Origin of the sequence: Klebsiella sp. K-Nf6, from assembly GCF_002806655.1 — a bacterium.
In the GTDB taxonomy this organism is placed as follows: Bacteria; Pseudomonadota; Gammaproteobacteria; order Enterobacterales; family Enterobacteriaceae; genus Klebsiella; species Klebsiella variicola.
Window position 1 is genome coordinate 22,209 of sequence record NZ_PIBN01000011.1, and the last position, 16,018, is coordinate 38,226.

Below are 16,018 nucleotides of genomic sequence, written 5' to 3' on the forward strand. Positions count from 1 at the left end.
CTCTCACACATGAGGGCTTTTTTATGGCAGTACGAAAACTCGGCACAGGAAAATGGATTTGCGAATGCTACCCCGCCGGGCGCAGCGGGCGCCGTGTGCGTAAGCAGTTCGCCACCAAAGGCGAAGCACTGGCTTTTGAACGCCACACGATGGATGAGACGGAGGCTAAGCCCTGGTTGGGTGAATCAGTAGACCGTCGGACTCTAAAAGACATAATTGATCTCTGGTTCAAGCTGCACGGCATATCTTTGACCGCTGGCGAGCATGTTTATAACAAGCTGGTCCTGATGGTCGATGCACTCGGAAACCCTCTCGCCATTGATCTCAGCTCGAAATTGTTCGCACATTATCGTGACAAACGCCTGACCGGTGAAATCTATTTTAGCGAGAAATGGAAGAAAGGTGCCAGCCCGGTCACGATCAATCTGGAGCAAAGCTATCTGAGCGGAGTGTATAGCGAACTGACCCGGCTCGGCGAATGGACAGCACCAAACCCACTTGAAAATATGCGCAAATTCTCCATCGCCGAAAAAGAAATGGCTTGGCTAACACATGAACAAATCACAGAGCTTTTGTACGACTGCGAGCGCCAAAATGCCCTGCTCGCTCTGGTTGTTAAAATCTGTCTAAGCACAGGAGCACGCTGGCGCGAGGCCGTGAACCTCACTCGTTCCCAAGTCACGAAATACCGAATCACATTTGTCAGAACCAAAGGCAAAAAGAACCGCAGCATTCCGATCAGCAAAGGGCTGTATGAAGAAATCATTGCCCTGGATGGCTTCAAGTTTTTTACTGACTGCTACTTCCAGTTTTTAGCTGTGATGGATAGAACCTCGATCGTACTACCGCGTGGGCAGCTTACTCACGTCTTACGACATACGTTTGCAGCACATTTTATGATGTCCGGTGGAAACATCCTAGCTCTCCAGAAGATCCTTGGACATCATGATATAAAAATGACTATGCGCTATGCTCACTTAGCACCCGATCATCTTGAATCAGCATTAAAATTCAATCCTATTGCTACAATGACGAATAACTCCCAGAAGTAATACTGTATTCATTTTTTATTCTTAACCTTTATCACATTATCCTTCCAGTCATTTTCACCAAAAGAAGATAGTGGATACTCTTTACATATGTCTTCGAAAATTCGTAATTTTGTTATGTAAGAATCTGAGTCCATCGCATCTTCCATCTGTATTCCGTTGCTTACTGCATCTGAACACCCGGAAATAAAAGCGTCTCCATCTAGAATTAGGTGTTCTAAAAAAACGTATTTTTCAATTAAACATCTATATTCGTAGTATTGATTGCCACTTTTAGCGTGTGCTACATTTATAATAAGAAGTAACGTTATTTCAGAATTTAAAAAAGACCGGACCATGCTTGTGTAAAATTTCTTTTTCTTATATACAAAGAAGAAGCCATAATAATTTCTATCAACATGCTTTAATAAGTAATAAAGGACCCTAAAGTAACTTCCATAATATGTATCCAGTTTGTGCATTCGCTCGTTTGCAGAAAATAAATCTTTATCCTCAGCGAACCCTAAAATAGTCGACAGTTTACTCCCAAAATCATCCTTAGAAATTAGTGTATTTAATTGTTGGTTATGTTGTTCTAGTAGTAAAGAAAAATTTCTTTCGAATGTATCTCGTCTATTGTTTTTTATTGATATATATAGTGCAACAACAACAGAAGACATTGTACCAAATGCAACAAAGAATTGAACTAACTCTGTTTTTTTCGCTGCCTTTGATGCCAAGTTAAAAAACAAATAGATTATATCCATAATTAATTCTCGCAAGCAAATCAAACAAAACACTGAAACAACAGCAGCAAGTATTTTTTCGCCTTTAGTCATTTTTCACCATATCAAATTTATCATTCACTCTGCCATTAAGAATAACAGGGATTCAGTCCTATGGAATTATAAATTATGATTATCCTCTAAATATTTCTCATTGTAAATAAACATCTTGCCAAAAAATTAACTAGCAAAACACTAGCAATTCGATATTAATTATAAAATCAGTAACGATACGAATTTCTGCCAGTTTAAAAAATATAAGAGGCTACTAAATCAAGATATCCTAATATCTACTAGTGATGTTCAAAATCTGTCGTGCTCAAAGATGTAGCCTCTTTGACCAAGTGGCGACAAAGTGGCGGCAATGGTTGGCACTACCCCTTAATCGCCACCTTTCATCACCCACCTAACTCATTGATAATCTTGTAAGTCATTGTTTTCACCAACCTGTTTACATAAATGGGTTTTTTGTTGCCTGCATTTAGCCATTACGGGTGAAACGCCGCCTCAGCGCCCCTCTTCCTGCGCCCTCTCCCCCGCCAGCTGCCCAACCAGCAGCCGGATTGCCGCCTTCGACAGCGGCGCGCGGTCGGTGACAAAGTGCAAGGTCATCCCTTCAATAAAGGCGTCAAGACCGCGGGCGGTGTCAGCGGCGAACCATTGCTCCAGCGTCTGCTGGCTGCGCCGCATCCAGTTCTGCATCACCCCCTTTAGCGCCGGCTGGCTGCTGCAGAACGCGTACAGCTGGTACATCAGCTCCATATTGCGCGCCGTGGTCACCTGGGCGCTGAAGATCAGCTCCGCGATGGCATCGCAGGCTTGTTCCCGGTTCGTTACCCCGGCAAAGCATTGCTGATACTGCGCCGACATCTCGGCGGTAAACAGGCTGAACGCCTCCTCAACCAGCGCCTCGATGCCGCTGAAATAATAGGTCAACGACCCCAGCGGCACATTCGCGCAGAGGGCGATTTTGCGGTGCGTCACCGCCTGGACGCCGTGCGCCGCGATGGTGTCCAGCGTCGCCTGCAGGATGCGCTCGCGGCGCTGCGGATCGTTCGGTCTACGGGCCATAATTTTCCTCTTCCGGTTTATGTACAAATGTACACATGCTTGCTACTGTTGTCTTCACTCTTCTCCTTTAAGGCGTTTACGGATGACGACGCAAACCTCGCGCAGAGCGCTCCAGCTTCGGCTTTGGGCGCTGTTTATGTTCTTTTTCATCCCCGGCTTATTAATGGCCTCCTGGGCCACCCGCACGCCGGCGATCCGCGATCAGTTGATGCTTTCTACGGCAGAAATGGGCGTGGTGCTGTTTGGTCTGTCGGTGGGGTCGATGAGCGGTATTCTCTGCTCAGCGTGGCTGGTGAAGCGCTTTGGTACCCGCAAGGTCATCCGCACCACCATGTCCTTCGCCGTACTCGGCATGCTGGTGCTCAGCCTGGCGCTGTGGGTCTCTTCCGCCCCGCTGTTCGCCTTCGGCCTGGCCATCTTTGGCGCCAGCTTTGGCTCCGCAGAAGTCGCTATTAACGTCGAAGGCGCGGCCATCGAGCGGGAGATGAATAAAACGGTGCTGCCGATGATGCATGGCTTCTACAGCTTTGGCACCCTGTTCGGCGCCGGAGTGGGCATGGCAGTGACCGGATTCGGCCTGCCTGCCGCCCCGCACATCCTGGCGGCTGCGCTGGTGGCTATCCTGCCCATCGCCATTGCCATCCGCGCCATTCCCGATGGCACCGGTAAAAATGCCGCCGAAGCCGCCCACGGTGAGGCGAAGGGTCTGCCGGTATGGCGCGACGCGCAGTTGCTGCTGATCGGGGTCATCGTCCTGGCGATGGCCTTTGCCGAAGGTTCGGCCAACGACTGGCTGCCGCTGCTGATGGTGGACGGCCACGGCTTTAGCCCCACCTCCGGCTCGCTGATCTATGCTGGCTTCACCCTCGGGATGACGCTGGGCCGCTTTACCGGCGGCTGGTTTATCGATCGCTACAGCCGGGTGACGGTGGTCCGCGGCAGCGCGGTGATGGGCGCCCTGGGTATTGGCCTGATCATCTTCGTCGATAACCCCTGGGTGGCGGGCATCTCGGTACTGCTGTGGGGCATCGGCGCCTCGCTCGGTTTCCCGCTGACCATCTCCGCCGCCAGCGATACCGGGCCGGACGCGCCCAAGCGCGTCAGCGTGGTGGCGATCACCGGTTATCTTGCTTTCCTCGTCGGGCCGCCGCTGCTGGGCTTCCTCGGCGAACACTTCGGCCTGCGCAGCGCCATGATGGTGGTGCTGGGTCTGGTCATGGTGGCGGCACTGGTCGCCCGCGCGGTGGCTAAGCCACAATCTGAACCCGTTATGGAGAACAGCTAATGAGCATCAAACTGATTGCGGTGGATATGGACGGCACCTTTTTAAGCGATGCCAAAACTTACAACCGGCCGCGCTTCCTCGCCCAGTACCAGCGAATGCGTGAACAGAATATTCGCTTCGTGGTCGCCAGCGGCAACCAATATTATCAGCTGATCTCCTTTTTCCCGGAGATCGCCCATCAGATCGCCTTTGTGGCGGAAAACGGCGGCTGGGTGGTGAGCGGCAATGAAGACGTCTTCAACTGCCAGCTGCCGGCCCACCATTTCAACGCCGTGGTCGATCATCTGCAGACCCTGCCGAATATCGAAATCATCGCCTGCGGGAAGCGCAGCGCCTACACGCTCAACCGCTATAACGACGCGCTGAAGACGGTGGCGGCGAAGTATTATCACCGCCTCGAACTGGTGGATGATTTTAACCACCTTGATGACGCGATCCTCAAATTTGGTCTCAATGTACCGGACAGCCTGATCCCGGAAATTCAGCCGAAGCTGCACGCGGCGCTGGGGGATATGGTCACCGCGGTGGCCACCGGCTACGGCAGTATTGACTTAATTATGCCTGGGGTGCACAAAGCCAACGGCTTGCGCATTTTGCAGCAGCGCTGGGGCATTGAGGATCATGAGGTGGTGGCGTTCGGCGATAGCGGCAATGATATCGAGATGCTGCAGCACGCCGGATTTGGCTTTGCCATGGCCAACGCCCGGGAAGACGTCAAAGCTGTCGCCAGCCATCACGCGCCGCACAACAACGAAGAAGGCGTGCTGCAGATTATTGATAAGGTGTTAAATCGCGAAGCGCCGTTCGCCTGATAAGACCCCGGATGCGAGCGCATCCGGGTTTGCCACCGGTTACGCCTGCTGCGAATTGCCGACGCTTTTATCTTTCAGGAAGTAGATCATCAGCCCCAGCCACAGTACCCCGCCCAGCAGGTTAAACAGGCTGAACAAGCCGTTGCCCCCCAGCTCATAAGCATGTTTGCTGAGCTCGATGCCGACAGTGAAGATCAGCATCTGCAGCATTCCCATCGCCGCCGAGACCGTGCCTTTGCTCATCTCGCTGGCGAACAGCGTTAAGCGCACCAGCCCGGCATTCGCGAGGCCAATTCCGAAGGCGTAGAAGCTCAGGCCGGCGGTCATCCACAGATAAGCGTGGGAAGAAACCACGGTCGCCGCCGCGGAGAGGATCAGACCAAACATGATCGGCCAGCCGCCCATGATAATCAGCGAGCGCACGGTACGGCGCGAAGTGAGGCGCGCCAGCACCAGGTTACCGGCAATCAGCGCGCCGAAAATCGGCACCTGCAGCATGCCATACTCATAGCTGGTGGCCTGTTCGCCGCTGATAATAATGACCGGCGACTGGGCAATCCACGCCAGCAACGGCAGGCTGACAAAGCCCGTCGCCAGCGCGCCAGCGACGAAGCGCAGGTTTTTCAGCACCAGGCGATAATCGCGACCCAGCTCTTTGACCGACAGTTTTTCGCCCAACCGCGTCGCGGTTTCCGGCATCGCCCGCTGCAGCCCGACGAACGAGATGGCCGCCAGCACGGCGAACAGGACGAACATCATCTCCCACGGCAGCACGTGCACCCAGGCGGCGCCCACCAGCGGCCCCAGCAGCGGGGCAATCAGCGCCACGTTGGCCATCAGGGCGGTGATTTTGATACACACCGCCTCCTCAAAGGACTCCTGGATCGCCGCATAGCCTACCGCGCCGATAAAGCACAGGCTAATCCCCTGCAGGAAGCGCAGCAGGGTAAACTGCTCAATGGTCTGCGCCAGCAGCGTCGCCAGGCAGGTGACGATAAACCACACCACCCCGGTCAACATCACCGGGCGGCGGCCAATACGGTCCGACAGCGGCCCCAGCAGCCACTGTAAAAACATGCCGCCGGCCAGATAGGCGGTCATCGAGGTAGGTACCCATTCGTTGCCCACCTGAAACTCCTGAACCACGGCCAGCATACCCGGCTGGATCATATCGTTGCCGATATAGGTGGAAAACTCGTACAGCACCAGACATAACGGGAACAGCAACGCCTGCCTTCCGAGGCGGCGGCCTGAAAGCGAATAATTTTGCATGAAATCTCTTATCTATCAAAAATCGCGCAAAGTTTAATGAAACTCCCGGCGCGGAGATAGTGAATTGTGGGTGACACCGCACAATATTGCGAATTGCGCGATTGCGAATTGCGCGCCGCCGTCCGGACTCTCCCCCTGCTATTCAGCCTGCGTATATATTCCGTTTATGTTTCAGCAATGTGACAAACGATATACTGACGCTTTTCAGGGTGTTAGCGCGGCTTCTCAACATGCGCTATTTCATAACAACCTGATCTTTAAGACAATGCTGCTTTATCTCCACACCGCTTTTTTTTAGGGTAGGCGGCTTATTTGCTATCGGACCAACGAGCCTGGAAGTCTATGCTGGAAAATATTAACTACGCGCTGTTCGCCCTGATCAACGCGACGCCGGCCTCGCCGCAGTGGGCCATTGAGGTGGCGATCCTGATCGCCAAAGATCTGATTCTGATCGTGCCCTTGCTGGTAGTGACATTATGGCTGTGGGGGCCTGCCCAGCGGCAGATGGTGTTTAAGCTGATGCTGGCGCTAATGATTAGCCTGACCGTGTCGTGGGCGATCGGCCACCTCTATCCGCACGATCGGCCGTTTGTCGCTGGCGTGGGCTATAACTTCCTGCATCACGCGGCGGACGACTCCTTCCCCAGCGATCACGGCACCGTCAGCTTTACCTTTGCCCTGGCTTTTCTGTTCTGGCACCGCCTGTGGTCCGGCGCCCTGCTGATGGCCATTGCCACCGCCATCGCCTGGTCCCGCGTCTATCTCGGCGTACACTGGCCACTGGATATGGTCGGCGGTCTGCTGGCCGGAATGTGCGGCTGCCTTGGCGCGGCGCTGATCTGGCATACGTTCGGCCCGGCGCTGTATCGCCAGTTGCAGCGACTGTATCGTCTCTGCTTCTCCTTGCCGATCCGCAAAGGCTGGGTACGCGGCTAAACGCCAGCTGTCGCTGCGGCCACCGCGTGACTAACCCGTAAGCGACAGGTAAAATCCCGCTAACGCCCTGCCCCCGCAGGGCGATTTTAGCGCAGAGGGAATATGGAAACTCGCCGTGACGAACGTATCAGTCAGCTCATTCAGGCACTCAAGCGCAGCGATAAGCTGCATCTGAAAGAAGCCGCCTCCCTGCTTGGGGTCTCGGAAATGACCATTCGTCGCGACCTCAATGGCCATAGCGGCCCGGTTGTGCTGCTCGGCGGATACATTGTGCTGGAGCCGCGCAGCGCCACCCATTACCTGCTCAGCGATCAAAAAACCCGGCTGGTCGAGGAAAAACGCCGCGCCGCTCGCCATGCAGCCGCGCTGCTGGAGGCCCATCAGATGGCCTTCTTCGACTGCGGGACCACCACGCCGTGGATCATTGACGCCATCGATGATGCCCTGCCCTTCACCGGCGTCTGTTACTCCCTGAATACCTTCCTGGCCCTGCAGGAGAAACCGCAGTGCCGCGCGGTCCTGTGCGGTGGGGAATTTCACGCCAGCAACGCGATTTTTATGCCGCTGAGCCTTGAAGATACCCTCAGCCATCTGAGCCCCGACATCGCCTTTTACTCGGCGGCGGGCATTGACTGCGAGCAGGGGGCGACCTGCTATAACCTGGAGGAGCTGCCGGTCAAGCACTGGGCGATGCGTCACGCGCGCTACCATGTGCTGGTGGTCGACCACAGCAAGTTTGGCAAAGTGCGTCCGGCGCGCATGGGGGCGTTAGCGAAATTTGACGTGATCGCCAGCGATATCTGCCCGGATGATGAGCTGGTCGCGCTGGCGAAGGCGCAGCAGATCTCCCTGCTGTATTGAGGCGTCACTGACCGCGCCCCGCCGGGCGCGGTCATGGCATCAGGAGAACCAGCTGCCGAACCAGCCGTGCAGTTTCATCAGCACGAAGTCGATCATCCGGCTGAAGAAGCCGCCCTCTTTCACCGGCTCCATGACGATCAGCGGGCGCTGTTCGATGGTTTTATCATTCAGCTTAAAGTCGATAGTCCCGACCACCTGCCCCTTTTCCAGCGGCGCGGTAAGCTGCGGCTGATTTAAGGTGTAGCTGGCTTTCAGGTTTTTCAGCTGGCCCTTCGGCAGGGTGATAGAGCCCGCCTCGCCGGCTCCCAGTTTCGCTTCGCTGCTGTCGCCAAACCATACGCGCTGGGTGACGAAGGTGGCATCCGGTTTAATCGGCGTCACGGTTTCATAGAAGCGGAAGCCCCAGGTCAGCAGTTTTTCTGACTCGTTAAAGCGAATGCGGTCAGTTTTGGTCCCCAGCACCACGGCGATCAGACGCATATCACCCTGAGTGGCCGAGGAGACCAGGTTATAGCCGGCCCCGGCGGTGGTCCCGGTTTTCACACCATCGGCGTTGAGGTTGGTGCTCCACAGCAGACGGTTGCGGTTCGGCTGGCGAATTTTATTGAAGGTAAACTCTTTCTCTTTATGTACCGCGTACTCTTCCGGCACATCGTGGATCATCGCTTTGGTCAGCAGCGCCATATCGCGGGCGGTACTGAACTGACCCGGCGCATCAAGGCCGTGGACGGTCATAAAGGTGGTGTTGGTCAGCCCCATTTTTTTGGCATAGCCGTTCATCAGGCTGACGAATGCATCCTGGCTGCCCGCCACGTAGTCGGCAATCGCAATACTGGCGTCGTTACCGGACTGAATAATGACCCCTTTGTTCAGATCTTCCACCGAGACCTGCATGCCAGGCTTGAGGAACATCACCGATGAGCCGCGCAGCGCCGGGTTGCCGGTCGCCCAGGCATCACGTCCGACGGTCACCATATCGGTGAGCTTGATTTTTCCCGCTTTTATCGCCTGCCCCACCACGTAGCTGGTCATGATCTTCGTCAGACTGGCCGGGTCGAGTTTTTCATCGGCATTGCCTTCGCTGAGCACCTTCCCGCTGGCGTAGTCCATCAGGATCCAGGCGCGAGCGTCAATCGAAGGGGCGTCGGGGAGTTGTTCTGCAGCCTGCACCGCAGGTGCGACAAGAAATAACAGCGCGCAACCTGCAGCGAGGCCGCGAAGGGAAAAAGCGTCATGCATCATAAGAGCCACCCAAGTATCCTTTCCAAACAAAATATGCCGCACCACTCTGACCGCGCCGCAGCAACCGGTGAGTAAAGCGTACAAATGACCTTAAAGAAACAGCGAGTTGGTAAAGTTTTTAAAGTTTACGCAATAACGTGCCGCTGTGCTTTAATCAGAACAACTTTTTTGATCGTGATTGCCTAAATATTAACTTTATCCCAACATGATCGCCGATCGCGCTGCAACGGCAGTGAAACAAACTCAGGAGCGAAAATGATTACACTGTGGGGACGTAATAACTCGACCAACGTGAAGAAAGTACGCTGGGTGCTGGAGGAGTTGGATCTTCCTTATGAGCAGATCCTCGCCGGGCTGGAGTTTGGTCTCAATCATGACCCGGAATATCTGGCGATGAACCCGAACGGGCTGGTGCCGCTGTTAAAAGACGATGCCACCGGGGTGGTGTTGTGGGAATCAAATACCATTATTCGCTACCTTGCCGCGCAGTACGGCGTCGATCGCCTGTGGCTGGCCACGCCGGCGCAGCGCGCGCAAGGGGAAAAGTGGATGGACTGGTCCAACGGGACGCTCTCTCCCGCCCATCGCCCGGTGTTAATGGGTCTGGTCAGGACGCCGCCGGAGCAGCGCGACCCGGCGGCCATCGCCGCGGGGATCAGCGCCTGTGAATCGCTGTTTGCCATGCTTGATGACGAACTGGCGAAAACGCCATGGCTCTCTGGCGAGCACTTCGGCCTTGGCGATATTGCCGTTGCCCCCTTTGTCTACAATCTGCTGGAGATCCTCGATACCTGGCAACCGCGGCCCCATCTGCAGCGCTGGTATCAACAGATTAGCCAGCGCCCCGCCTGGCACGAGGTCGTGAAGATCCCGGTCACCTGAGGTTAACCCTCCGGGCTCAAACGCAACAGTTCACCGTTAGACTCGTCGGTTAATACGTACAGATAGCCGTCGGGTCCCACGCGGACGTCGCGGATACGCTTCCCGCGCGCCTCCAGCAATCTCCCCTCCTCGCGGACCTGATTACCGTCCACCGATAAGACGATAAGCGACGTCTCCTTCAGCGCGCCGATAAACAGCTTGTGCTGCCACTGGGGAAAAGTCTGCGCCGAGTAAAAGGCCATCCCACTCACCCCGGGGGAGACCGGCCAGACATACAGCGGGGGTTCGGTACCCGGGGCCGTCTTGCCCTTGGCCTCCGGGATCGGCAGGCCGCTGTAGTTAATGCCGTGCGTCGCCAGCGGCCAGCCGTAGTTTTTCCCCGCCTGTGGGATGTTAATTTCATCCCCGCCGCGTGGGCCGTGCTCATTGAGCCACAGCGCGTCACTCCATGGGTTCATCGCCATGCCCTGCGGATTGCGAATACCGTAGGCCCAGATCTCCGGCCTGGCGTCAGCCCGGCCGACAAAGGGGTTATCCGGCGGAACGTCCCCCGCGTCCGTCAGGCGAACCACTTTCCCCTGCAGCTTGCTGAGATCCTGGGCGGTGGCGCGCTGATTGTTCTCTCCCAGACCGATAAACAGATACCCTTTGCCGTCGAACACCAGCCGGCCACCGAAATGATTGCCAACGGAGAGTTTCGGCTGCTGGCGAAACACCACGGTAAAGTTCGTCAGTTGGGTGGCATCCTCGCTTAACCGCCCGTAGCCTACCGCGGTGCCCGCTTTGCCACTGGCGTCGCTTTCCGCATAGCTCAGCCATACCCGTCGCGACTGCGCAAAATCCGGCGCCAGCGCTACATCCAGTAAGCCGCCCTGGCCGTTGGCCCACACCTGCGGCACGCCGGATATCGGCGCCGACAGTCCTTTACCTGGCTGCCAGCGCTTGAGCTCGCCGCCGCGCAGGGTAATCAACATGCCCTGATCGTCGGGGAGAAACGCCAGACCCCACGGATGGGCCAGCCGGTTTTGCAATACCTCCACCCGCACCGCGGCCTGGCTTAACGCCGGCAGCGCTAAGGCGCTCAATATCAACAGCAGCGGGATCGGACGCATAGCATTCTCCTTTAGTCAGCTCTGCGCTAAAGGGTAGCCAGCGGGGAAAGTTGCGCGGGGATTTTTACATAACCTTTAACAGGGGAAGCGTCTACTTCCCCTGGGTTTCAGCCGATCAGGCATGGGTGATTGGCGCCAATTCATTCAATTTATGAATATTTGAAGTCAATCCTGTCAGACAGCGTTCTAGCTTCTCTACGTTAACCGCAATGTACAGTGGGCAATCATGATGCCCGCTCATCAGGCATACTGCAGCGGCGGCGATGGACTCGCCAGCCAGGCGAAGGGCCTCCTTCTCCTCCGGTGAAATGACATTCTGCAGGCGCGGGGCCTGCGCACGCATTTCACAGCACAGCTCAAACAAGTTATCACGCAGATGGTCATTTTCGCTGACTGACATGTAGCCTTTGGCCTTTCGCAGCTGCAGATAGGCATCAATATCGATATTGGCATTGATGAGCTTCTGCAAAAGGTGGCGATATTGTCTGTCAACGGTCATCACAGTTCCTCCTCTGTCGTCCTTTACCCTTCTCATAATACGGTTATTTTTTGTGCAAAATGATGCGCCAGGTCAATTATTTCCAAGCCTTTAACACCCTTTACAATGTGACAACCTTACCGCTTTGTAAGGTATATAACAAAGACAATGTTATACGATCACAATTAATTTCAGAAAGAAATCAAATCGCAATTACTGTCATTAAAAGGCGAAAATAGTGCTGCAATGATCACAATATATTACAGGCGCTATTGCACAATCGTCAGCCATGATGCCATAACAAATCATTAATGCGATACGTATAACATTTAATAAAAACAGCGACCGCGGCCCGCGGATCGCTGATAATCTCTCTGCCTGTTTGCAAGGAACTGAAACATGACGCCCGGTAAAAGAAACTACCTCCTGTTGAGTCTTTTTGATTTCCTCTACCTGTTCGCCTGGTCGTCGACCATGGCTTTCTTCGTCATCTGGACCACCCAGCATCTTGGCATCAGCGCCACGAAGACTGGCCTGCTGTACTCGGTCAACGCCTTTATTGCCCTGCTGATGCAGCCTTTCTTCGGCTTTATCTCCGACAAATTCGGCCTGAAAAAGCGGCTTATCTGGCTACTGGTCGCCCTGCTCCTGCCGGTGGGGCCCTTCTTTATCTACGTTTACGCGCCGCTGCTGGTGCACAACTTTTGGTTTGGCGCCCTGCTGGGGGGGATCTATCTGGGGATCATCTTTAACTCCGGCTGCGGGGTGATCGACTCTTACATCGATAAGATTTCACGCCGCTACCAGTTCGAATACGGTCGGGTACGGATGTGGGGCTCGTTAGGCTGGGCAGCGGCGGCCTGGATTGTGGGTAAATATATCGACAGCAATCCTAATCTGGCCTTCTGGCTCGCCAGCCTCGCCATCGTCATCGCCGCCATCTGCTTTATGCTGACCAAAATTGAATTAACCGACGCTGATGTGGCGCGAAGCGAATCGCTGAAGGTCTCCCATGCCCTCGAGCTGGCGAAGAATGGTCAGTTCTGGATGCTGCTGCTCTTTACCCTGTTCGTCACGCAGATTTATGACACCTACGATCAGCAGTTTGCCCAGTATTTCTCGCTGCAGTTCCCGACGCCGGAGGAAGGCAACCGCTGGTACGGTATCCTCGCATCCGTTCAGGTCTGCGGTGAAACCCTGTTCTTATGCCTGATGCCGTGGTTTGTTAACCGGACCGGCGCCAAATGGGCGCTGATCATCGCCGGGTTGATCATGTCGGTACGCATTGTCGGGTCAGCCATCCCCCTCGGTCCGGTGTGGATTGGCGCGGTGAAAATGATGCATGCCCTGGAGAAACCGTTAATTCTGGTATCGGTCTTTAAATTCATCGCTGCCAACTTCGACCACAAGCTCTCTTCGACGGTCTATTTGCTGGTGCTGTTTGTCGCCTCGATCGCCACCGCCATTTACTCTCCGCTGGCAGGCTACCTGTACGATACCATTGGCTTCGCCGACACCTATCTGATCCTCGGCGGTATCGCCGGGCTCTTTACGCTGATCTCCATTTTCACCCTGAAGGATAAGCGCGAGCCGAAAAAGCCCAGCGCCAGGCCTTCCGGGGCCGTCACGCCGGCGCAATAAGTCTTTGCCCGGTAGCCACGCCGGGCGCTACACGTTGCGCGCAACTAACGGCTTTTGCAGGAGCGTTTCCAGCACCCGCAGCGGCGAGAGCTGCGGGTGACTCATCGCCTTCACCGGCAACAGGAAGGTTTGCTCAAGCAGATACTGGCCGCGCATTGCGGCGTGCGGAGTCTGATCGGAAAAGCAGATCCAGGTGCTGCCGGCGGCAAAGTCGATCTCCTGCTGCACCCCCTGTTGTTGGTACTCAGGGGTGCTTTTCATCGCATCGTGCAGGGCCAACATCAGATGATCGTAATGGCTGCGCCGACTTTTGGTGATCCCCAGCGCTGCCAGCAGCCAGGCGCCTGGCGGCGACCAGGGTTTCAGCTGCGGCAGAAAGCGCGCCGCGAGGGTATCGAAATGCTCCCCCGTCCGCCAGGTTCGCGGTTCGCCGCCAGGGTGAATATTGCAAAAGATGCGCAGAATACGGTCACCATTGACCGGGCGCGACGGGAAAGCATCCACGTGCAGGCGCGAATCGTCTTTGCGCCAGGAGGTCGTTTCACGCCAGTCGGCAATGGGATGCAAACGCAGACTGGTTTGCGGATGGTGCAGCGCCTCGCCATAGCCTGGCAATAACGCGTCAATCAGCTGCAGCGACATCTGGTGGTAACGCGCCATCAGCCGGGCGACGGCGGCGGTTTTCTGCTTATCCGCCACGCCTCTGAGCGTTCGGGTGTCAGGTTGATAGCTGATATTCTTGCGCCGCGGCGCGACCAGCTCAGGGGTCAGCAACGCCTGCTCCGTGGCGGTTAATGAAAACGCCAGCTGCGGCAGATAGAGCACATTCCCCTGCTCAAGGGAGTGTTGGATCTGCGGCGGCTGCGGGGGGATCTCCAGATTACTGAATGGCAGGGTGGCAATCGCCACCGGTGCGCTTGTTGGTGTCATTTCCTTGCCTCTTCTCCTCGCGGTCACCGAGGTATTTAGTAAAGAAATTGTTATCAACTTGTAGATTACAACGTAAATGACGGGCGTTTTTATCAGGAATGGCGGTTTTGACCCGGCGCTGAAGCTCACGCGCCCTTCACCCGAGCGCTTTTTCACCATTAACCGCGATGGAGCTATACTCTTTTTCGCAAAGATCTGTAGAATTCCTGCCCTGACCATTCCAATAATTGAACACTTTTTAAGCTATGAGCAATGTCACGCACCAGCCGAAAATCGGCTTCGTCTCCCTGGGCTGCCCGAAAAATCTCGTGGACTCAGAGCGTATCCTGACCGAACTGCGCACCGAAGGTTATGACGTCGTCCCCACCTACGACAACGCCGATATGGTCATCGTTAACACCTGCGGCTTTATCGATAGCGCTGTGCAGGAATCGCTGGAAGCGATCGGCGAAGCGTTGAAAGAGAACGGCAAGGTGATCGTCACCGGCTGCCTCGGCGCGAAAGAGGATCAGATCCGCGAAGTTCACCCGAAGGTACTGGAGATCACCGGTCCGCACAGCTATGAGCAGGTGCTGGAGCACGTCCATCACTACTCGCCGAAGCCGAAGCACAACCCGTTCCTCAGCCTGGTGCCGGAACAGGGTGTTAAGCTGACCCCGCGCCACTACGCCTACTTAAAAATTTCTGAAGGCTGCAACCATCGCTGTACCTTCTGCATCATCCCGTCCATGCGTGGCGATCTGGTGAGCCGTCCGATTGGCGAAGTGCTGGCGGAAGCCAAACGCCTCGCTGACGCCGGTGTGAAAGAGCTGCTGGTGATTTCTCAGGACACCTCCGCCTACGGCGTCGACGTCAAGCACCGTACCGGTTTCCACAACGGCATGCCGGTGAAGACCAGCATGGTCAGCCTGTGCGAAGAGCTGGCGAAGCTCGGCATCTGGGTTCGCCTGCACTATGTCTACCCGTACCCGCACGTCGACGATGTGATCCCGCTGATGGCGGAAGGCAAAATTCTGCCGTACCTCGATATTCCGCTGCAGCACGCCAGCCCGCGTATTCTGAAGATGATGAAGCGTCCTGGCTCTGCAGACCGCCAGCTGGCGCGCATTAAGCAGTGGCGTGAAATTTGCCCGGATCTGACCCTGCGCTCTACCTTTATCGTGGGCTTCCCGGGCGAAACGGAAGAAGATTTCCAGATGCTGCTCGACTTCCTGAAAGAGGCGCGTCTCGACCGCGTCGGCTGCTTCAAATACAGCCCGGTAGAAGGCGCCACCGCCAACGAACTGGCGGATCAGGTACCGGAAGAAGTGAAAGAAGAGCGCTGGAACCGCTTTATGCAGCTGCAGCAGCAGATCTCTGCCGAGCGTCTGCAGGAGAAAGTGGGCCGCGAAATCATGGTGCTGGTGGATGAAGTTGACGAAGAAGGCGCCATTGGCCGCAGCATGGCCGATGCCCCGGAAATCGACGGCGCGGTCTACCTGAACGGCGAAACCCGCGTTAAGCCGGGCGACGTGGTGCGGGTGAAAGTCGAGCATGCCGACGAATACGACCTGTGGGGTACCCGGGTCTAATTCTGCTTACCAGATAGCGCCATACGGAGTTCTCCCGTAGGCGCCCCCCAAGCCCAGCAAGGACAGCGGGCTTGGAGCTGCTTTTATGCCGGGTGGCGGCGAACGCCTTACC

At 55.7% G+C, this 16,018-nt stretch carries 15 protein-coding genes; 8 read left to right on the forward strand and 7 right to left on the reverse strand.

Annotation, left to right across the window (positions count from 1 at the left end; translation table 11 throughout):
- Positions 1–23: 23 nt before the first annotated feature.
- The gene (locus CWM61_RS18140) at positions 24–1,052 is read left to right on the forward strand and encodes a tyrosine-type recombinase/integrase (RefSeq protein ID WP_100631665.1); all 1,029 of its coding nucleotides are present in this window, start codon (positions 24–26) and stop codon (positions 1,050–1,052) included.
- Positions 1,053–1,060: 8 nt separating this feature from the next.
- Here the strand turns inward: CWM61_RS18140 and CWM61_RS18145 are convergent, their stop codons facing one another.
- Both CWM61_RS18145 and CWM61_RS18150 read right to left on the reverse strand, forming a co-directional pair.
- Positions 1,061–1,867 (reverse strand): putative phage abortive infection protein, encoded by an 807-nt coding sequence (locus CWM61_RS18145; protein ID WP_100631666.1) that lies wholly within the window; start codon positions 1,865–1,867, stop codon positions 1,061–1,063.
- A 453-nt stretch (positions 1,868–2,320) separates the two neighbouring features.
- Positions 2,321–2,884 carry a TetR/AcrR family transcriptional regulator gene (locus CWM61_RS18150; protein ID WP_032735116.1) on the reverse strand — a complete coding sequence of 188 codons (564 nt, stop codon included), beginning with the start codon at positions 2,882–2,884 and terminating at the stop codon, positions 2,321–2,323.
- A gap of 82 nt (positions 2,885–2,966) precedes the next feature.
- Here CWM61_RS18150 and CWM61_RS18155 point away from each other — a divergent pair, with 82 nt between their 5' ends.
- Positions 2,967–4,169 (forward strand): MFS transporter, encoded by a 1,203-nt coding sequence (locus tag CWM61_RS18155; RefSeq protein ID WP_008805808.1) that lies wholly within the window; start codon positions 2,967–2,969, stop codon positions 4,167–4,169.
- Positions 4,169–4,981, forward strand: a complete 813-nt coding sequence (locus CWM61_RS18160) for a Cof-type HAD-IIB family hydrolase (protein ID WP_074386445.1) — start codon at positions 4,169–4,171, stop codon at positions 4,979–4,981. Before CWM61_RS18155 ends, CWM61_RS18160 begins: the two co-directional genes overlap by 1 nt.
- Positions 4,982–5,020: 39 nt before the next feature.
- On the opposite strand, the gene kdeA is transcribed toward CWM61_RS18160, so the two are convergent.
- The gene (gene kdeA, locus CWM61_RS18165) at positions 5,021–6,253 is read right to left on the reverse strand and encodes a multidrug efflux MFS transporter KdeA (protein ID WP_008805806.1); all 1,233 of its coding nucleotides are present in this window, start codon (positions 6,251–6,253) and stop codon (positions 5,021–5,023) included.
- A 342-nt stretch (positions 6,254–6,595) separates the two neighbouring features.
- Between kdeA and ybjG the strand changes: the two genes are divergently transcribed.
- Together ybjG and deoR are read left to right on the forward strand one after the other, a co-directional pair.
- Complete coding sequence (gene ybjG, locus CWM61_RS18175) at positions 6,596–7,189, forward strand: undecaprenyl-diphosphate phosphatase (RefSeq protein WP_074386446.1); 594 nt, start codon at positions 6,596–6,598, stop codon at positions 7,187–7,189.
- A gap of 102 nt (positions 7,190–7,291) precedes the next feature.
- Positions 7,292–8,050 carry a DNA-binding transcriptional repressor DeoR gene (deoR, locus tag CWM61_RS18180; RefSeq protein ID WP_004151717.1) on the forward strand — a complete coding sequence of 253 codons (759 nt, stop codon included), beginning with the start codon at positions 7,292–7,294 and terminating at the stop codon, positions 8,048–8,050.
- A gap of 39 nt (positions 8,051–8,089) precedes the next feature.
- Here deoR and dacC read toward each other — a convergent pair whose 3' ends face one another.
- On the reverse strand, positions 8,090–9,292 hold the full coding sequence (gene dacC, locus CWM61_RS18185; protein ID WP_004201290.1) for a serine-type D-Ala-D-Ala carboxypeptidase: 1,203 nt from the start codon (positions 9,290–9,292) through the stop codon (positions 8,090–8,092).
- Positions 9,293–9,547: 255 nt separating this feature from the next.
- Between dacC and CWM61_RS18190 the strand changes: the two genes are divergently transcribed.
- Positions 9,548–10,174, forward strand: coding sequence for a glutathione S-transferase family protein (locus tag CWM61_RS18190; RefSeq protein WP_100631667.1), 627 nt, complete (start codon positions 9,548–9,550; stop codon positions 10,172–10,174).
- A gap of 2 nt (positions 10,175–10,176) precedes the next feature.
- On the opposite strand, the gene CWM61_RS18195 is transcribed toward CWM61_RS18190, so the two are convergent.
- Both CWM61_RS18195 and bssR read right to left on the reverse strand, forming a co-directional pair.
- Positions 10,177–11,286: a PQQ-dependent sugar dehydrogenase gene (locus CWM61_RS18195; RefSeq protein ID WP_100631668.1), complete on the reverse strand. Its 1,110-nt coding sequence runs from the start codon at positions 11,284–11,286 to the stop codon at positions 10,177–10,179.
- Positions 11,287–11,401: 115 nt separating this feature from the next.
- A complete protein-coding gene (gene bssR / locus CWM61_RS18200; protein ID WP_100631669.1) occupies positions 11,402–11,785 on the reverse strand; it encodes a biofilm formation regulator BssR in 384 nt (127 codons plus the stop codon).
- Between the two features lie 378 nt (positions 11,786–12,163).
- Here bssR and CWM61_RS18205 point away from each other — a divergent pair, with 378 nt between their 5' ends.
- On the forward strand, positions 12,164–13,405 hold the full coding sequence (locus tag CWM61_RS18205; RefSeq protein WP_061155223.1) for an oligosaccharide MFS transporter: 1,242 nt from the start codon (positions 12,164–12,166) through the stop codon (positions 13,403–13,405).
- 27 nt (positions 13,406–13,432) lie between these two features.
- Here CWM61_RS18205 and CWM61_RS18210 read toward each other — a convergent pair whose 3' ends face one another.
- A complete protein-coding gene (locus tag CWM61_RS18210; RefSeq protein ID WP_074386450.1) occupies positions 13,433–14,335 on the reverse strand; it encodes a Kdo hydroxylase family protein in 903 nt (300 codons plus the stop codon).
- A gap of 245 nt (positions 14,336–14,580) precedes the next feature.
- Here CWM61_RS18210 and rimO point away from each other — a divergent pair, with 245 nt between their 5' ends.
- Positions 14,581–15,906 (forward strand): 30S ribosomal protein S12 methylthiotransferase RimO, encoded by a 1,326-nt coding sequence (gene rimO / locus CWM61_RS18215; RefSeq protein ID WP_100631670.1) that lies wholly within the window; start codon positions 14,581–14,583, stop codon positions 15,904–15,906.
- Positions 15,907–16,018 lie beyond the last annotated feature (112 nt).

Bases quoted from the DNA above. Each gene is read 5' to 3' on its own strand.
- rimO (WP_100631670.1), top strand. From the start codon at position 14,581: ATGAGCAATGTCACGCACCAGCCGAAAATCGGCTTCGTCTCCCTGGGC.
- dacC (WP_004201290.1), bottom strand. From the start codon at position 9,292: ATGATGCATGACGCTTTTTCCCTTCGCGGCCTCGCTGCAGGTTGCGCG.
- deoR (WP_004151717.1), top strand. From the start codon at position 7,292: ATGGAAACTCGCCGTGACGAACGTATCAGTCAGCTCATTCAGGCACTC.
- ybjG (WP_074386446.1), top strand. From the start codon at position 6,596: ATGCTGGAAAATATTAACTACGCGCTGTTCGCCCTGATCAACGCGACG.
- CWM61_RS18195 (WP_100631668.1), bottom strand. From the start codon at position 11,286: ATGCGTCCGATCCCGCTGCTGTTGATATTGAGCGCCTTAGCGCTGCCG.
- CWM61_RS18160 (WP_074386445.1), top strand. From the start codon at position 4,169: ATGAGCATCAAACTGATTGCGGTGGATATGGACGGCACCTTTTTAAGC.
- CWM61_RS18190 (WP_100631667.1), top strand. From the start codon at position 9,548: ATGATTACACTGTGGGGACGTAATAACTCGACCAACGTGAAGAAAGTA.
- CWM61_RS18155 (WP_008805808.1), top strand. From the start codon at position 2,967: ATGACGACGCAAACCTCGCGCAGAGCGCTCCAGCTTCGGCTTTGGGCG.
- CWM61_RS18150 (WP_032735116.1), bottom strand. From the start codon at position 2,884: ATGGCCCGTAGACCGAACGATCCGCAGCGCCGCGAGCGCATCCTGCAG.
- CWM61_RS18205 (WP_061155223.1), top strand. From the start codon at position 12,164: ATGACGCCCGGTAAAAGAAACTACCTCCTGTTGAGTCTTTTTGATTTC.
- bssR (WP_100631669.1), bottom strand. From the start codon at position 11,785: ATGACCGTTGACAGACAATATCGCCACCTTTTGCAGAAGCTCATCAAT.
- CWM61_RS18140 (WP_100631665.1), top strand. From the start codon at position 24: ATGGCAGTACGAAAACTCGGCACAGGAAAATGGATTTGCGAATGCTAC.
- CWM61_RS18210 (WP_074386450.1), bottom strand. From the start codon at position 14,335: ATGACACCAACAAGCGCACCGGTGGCGATTGCCACCCTGCCATTCAGT.
- CWM61_RS18145 (WP_100631666.1), bottom strand. From the start codon at position 1,867: ATGACTAAAGGCGAAAAAATACTTGCTGCTGTTGTTTCAGTGTTTTGT.
- kdeA (WP_008805806.1), bottom strand. From the start codon at position 6,253: ATGCAAAATTATTCGCTTTCAGGCCGCCGCCTCGGAAGGCAGGCGTTG.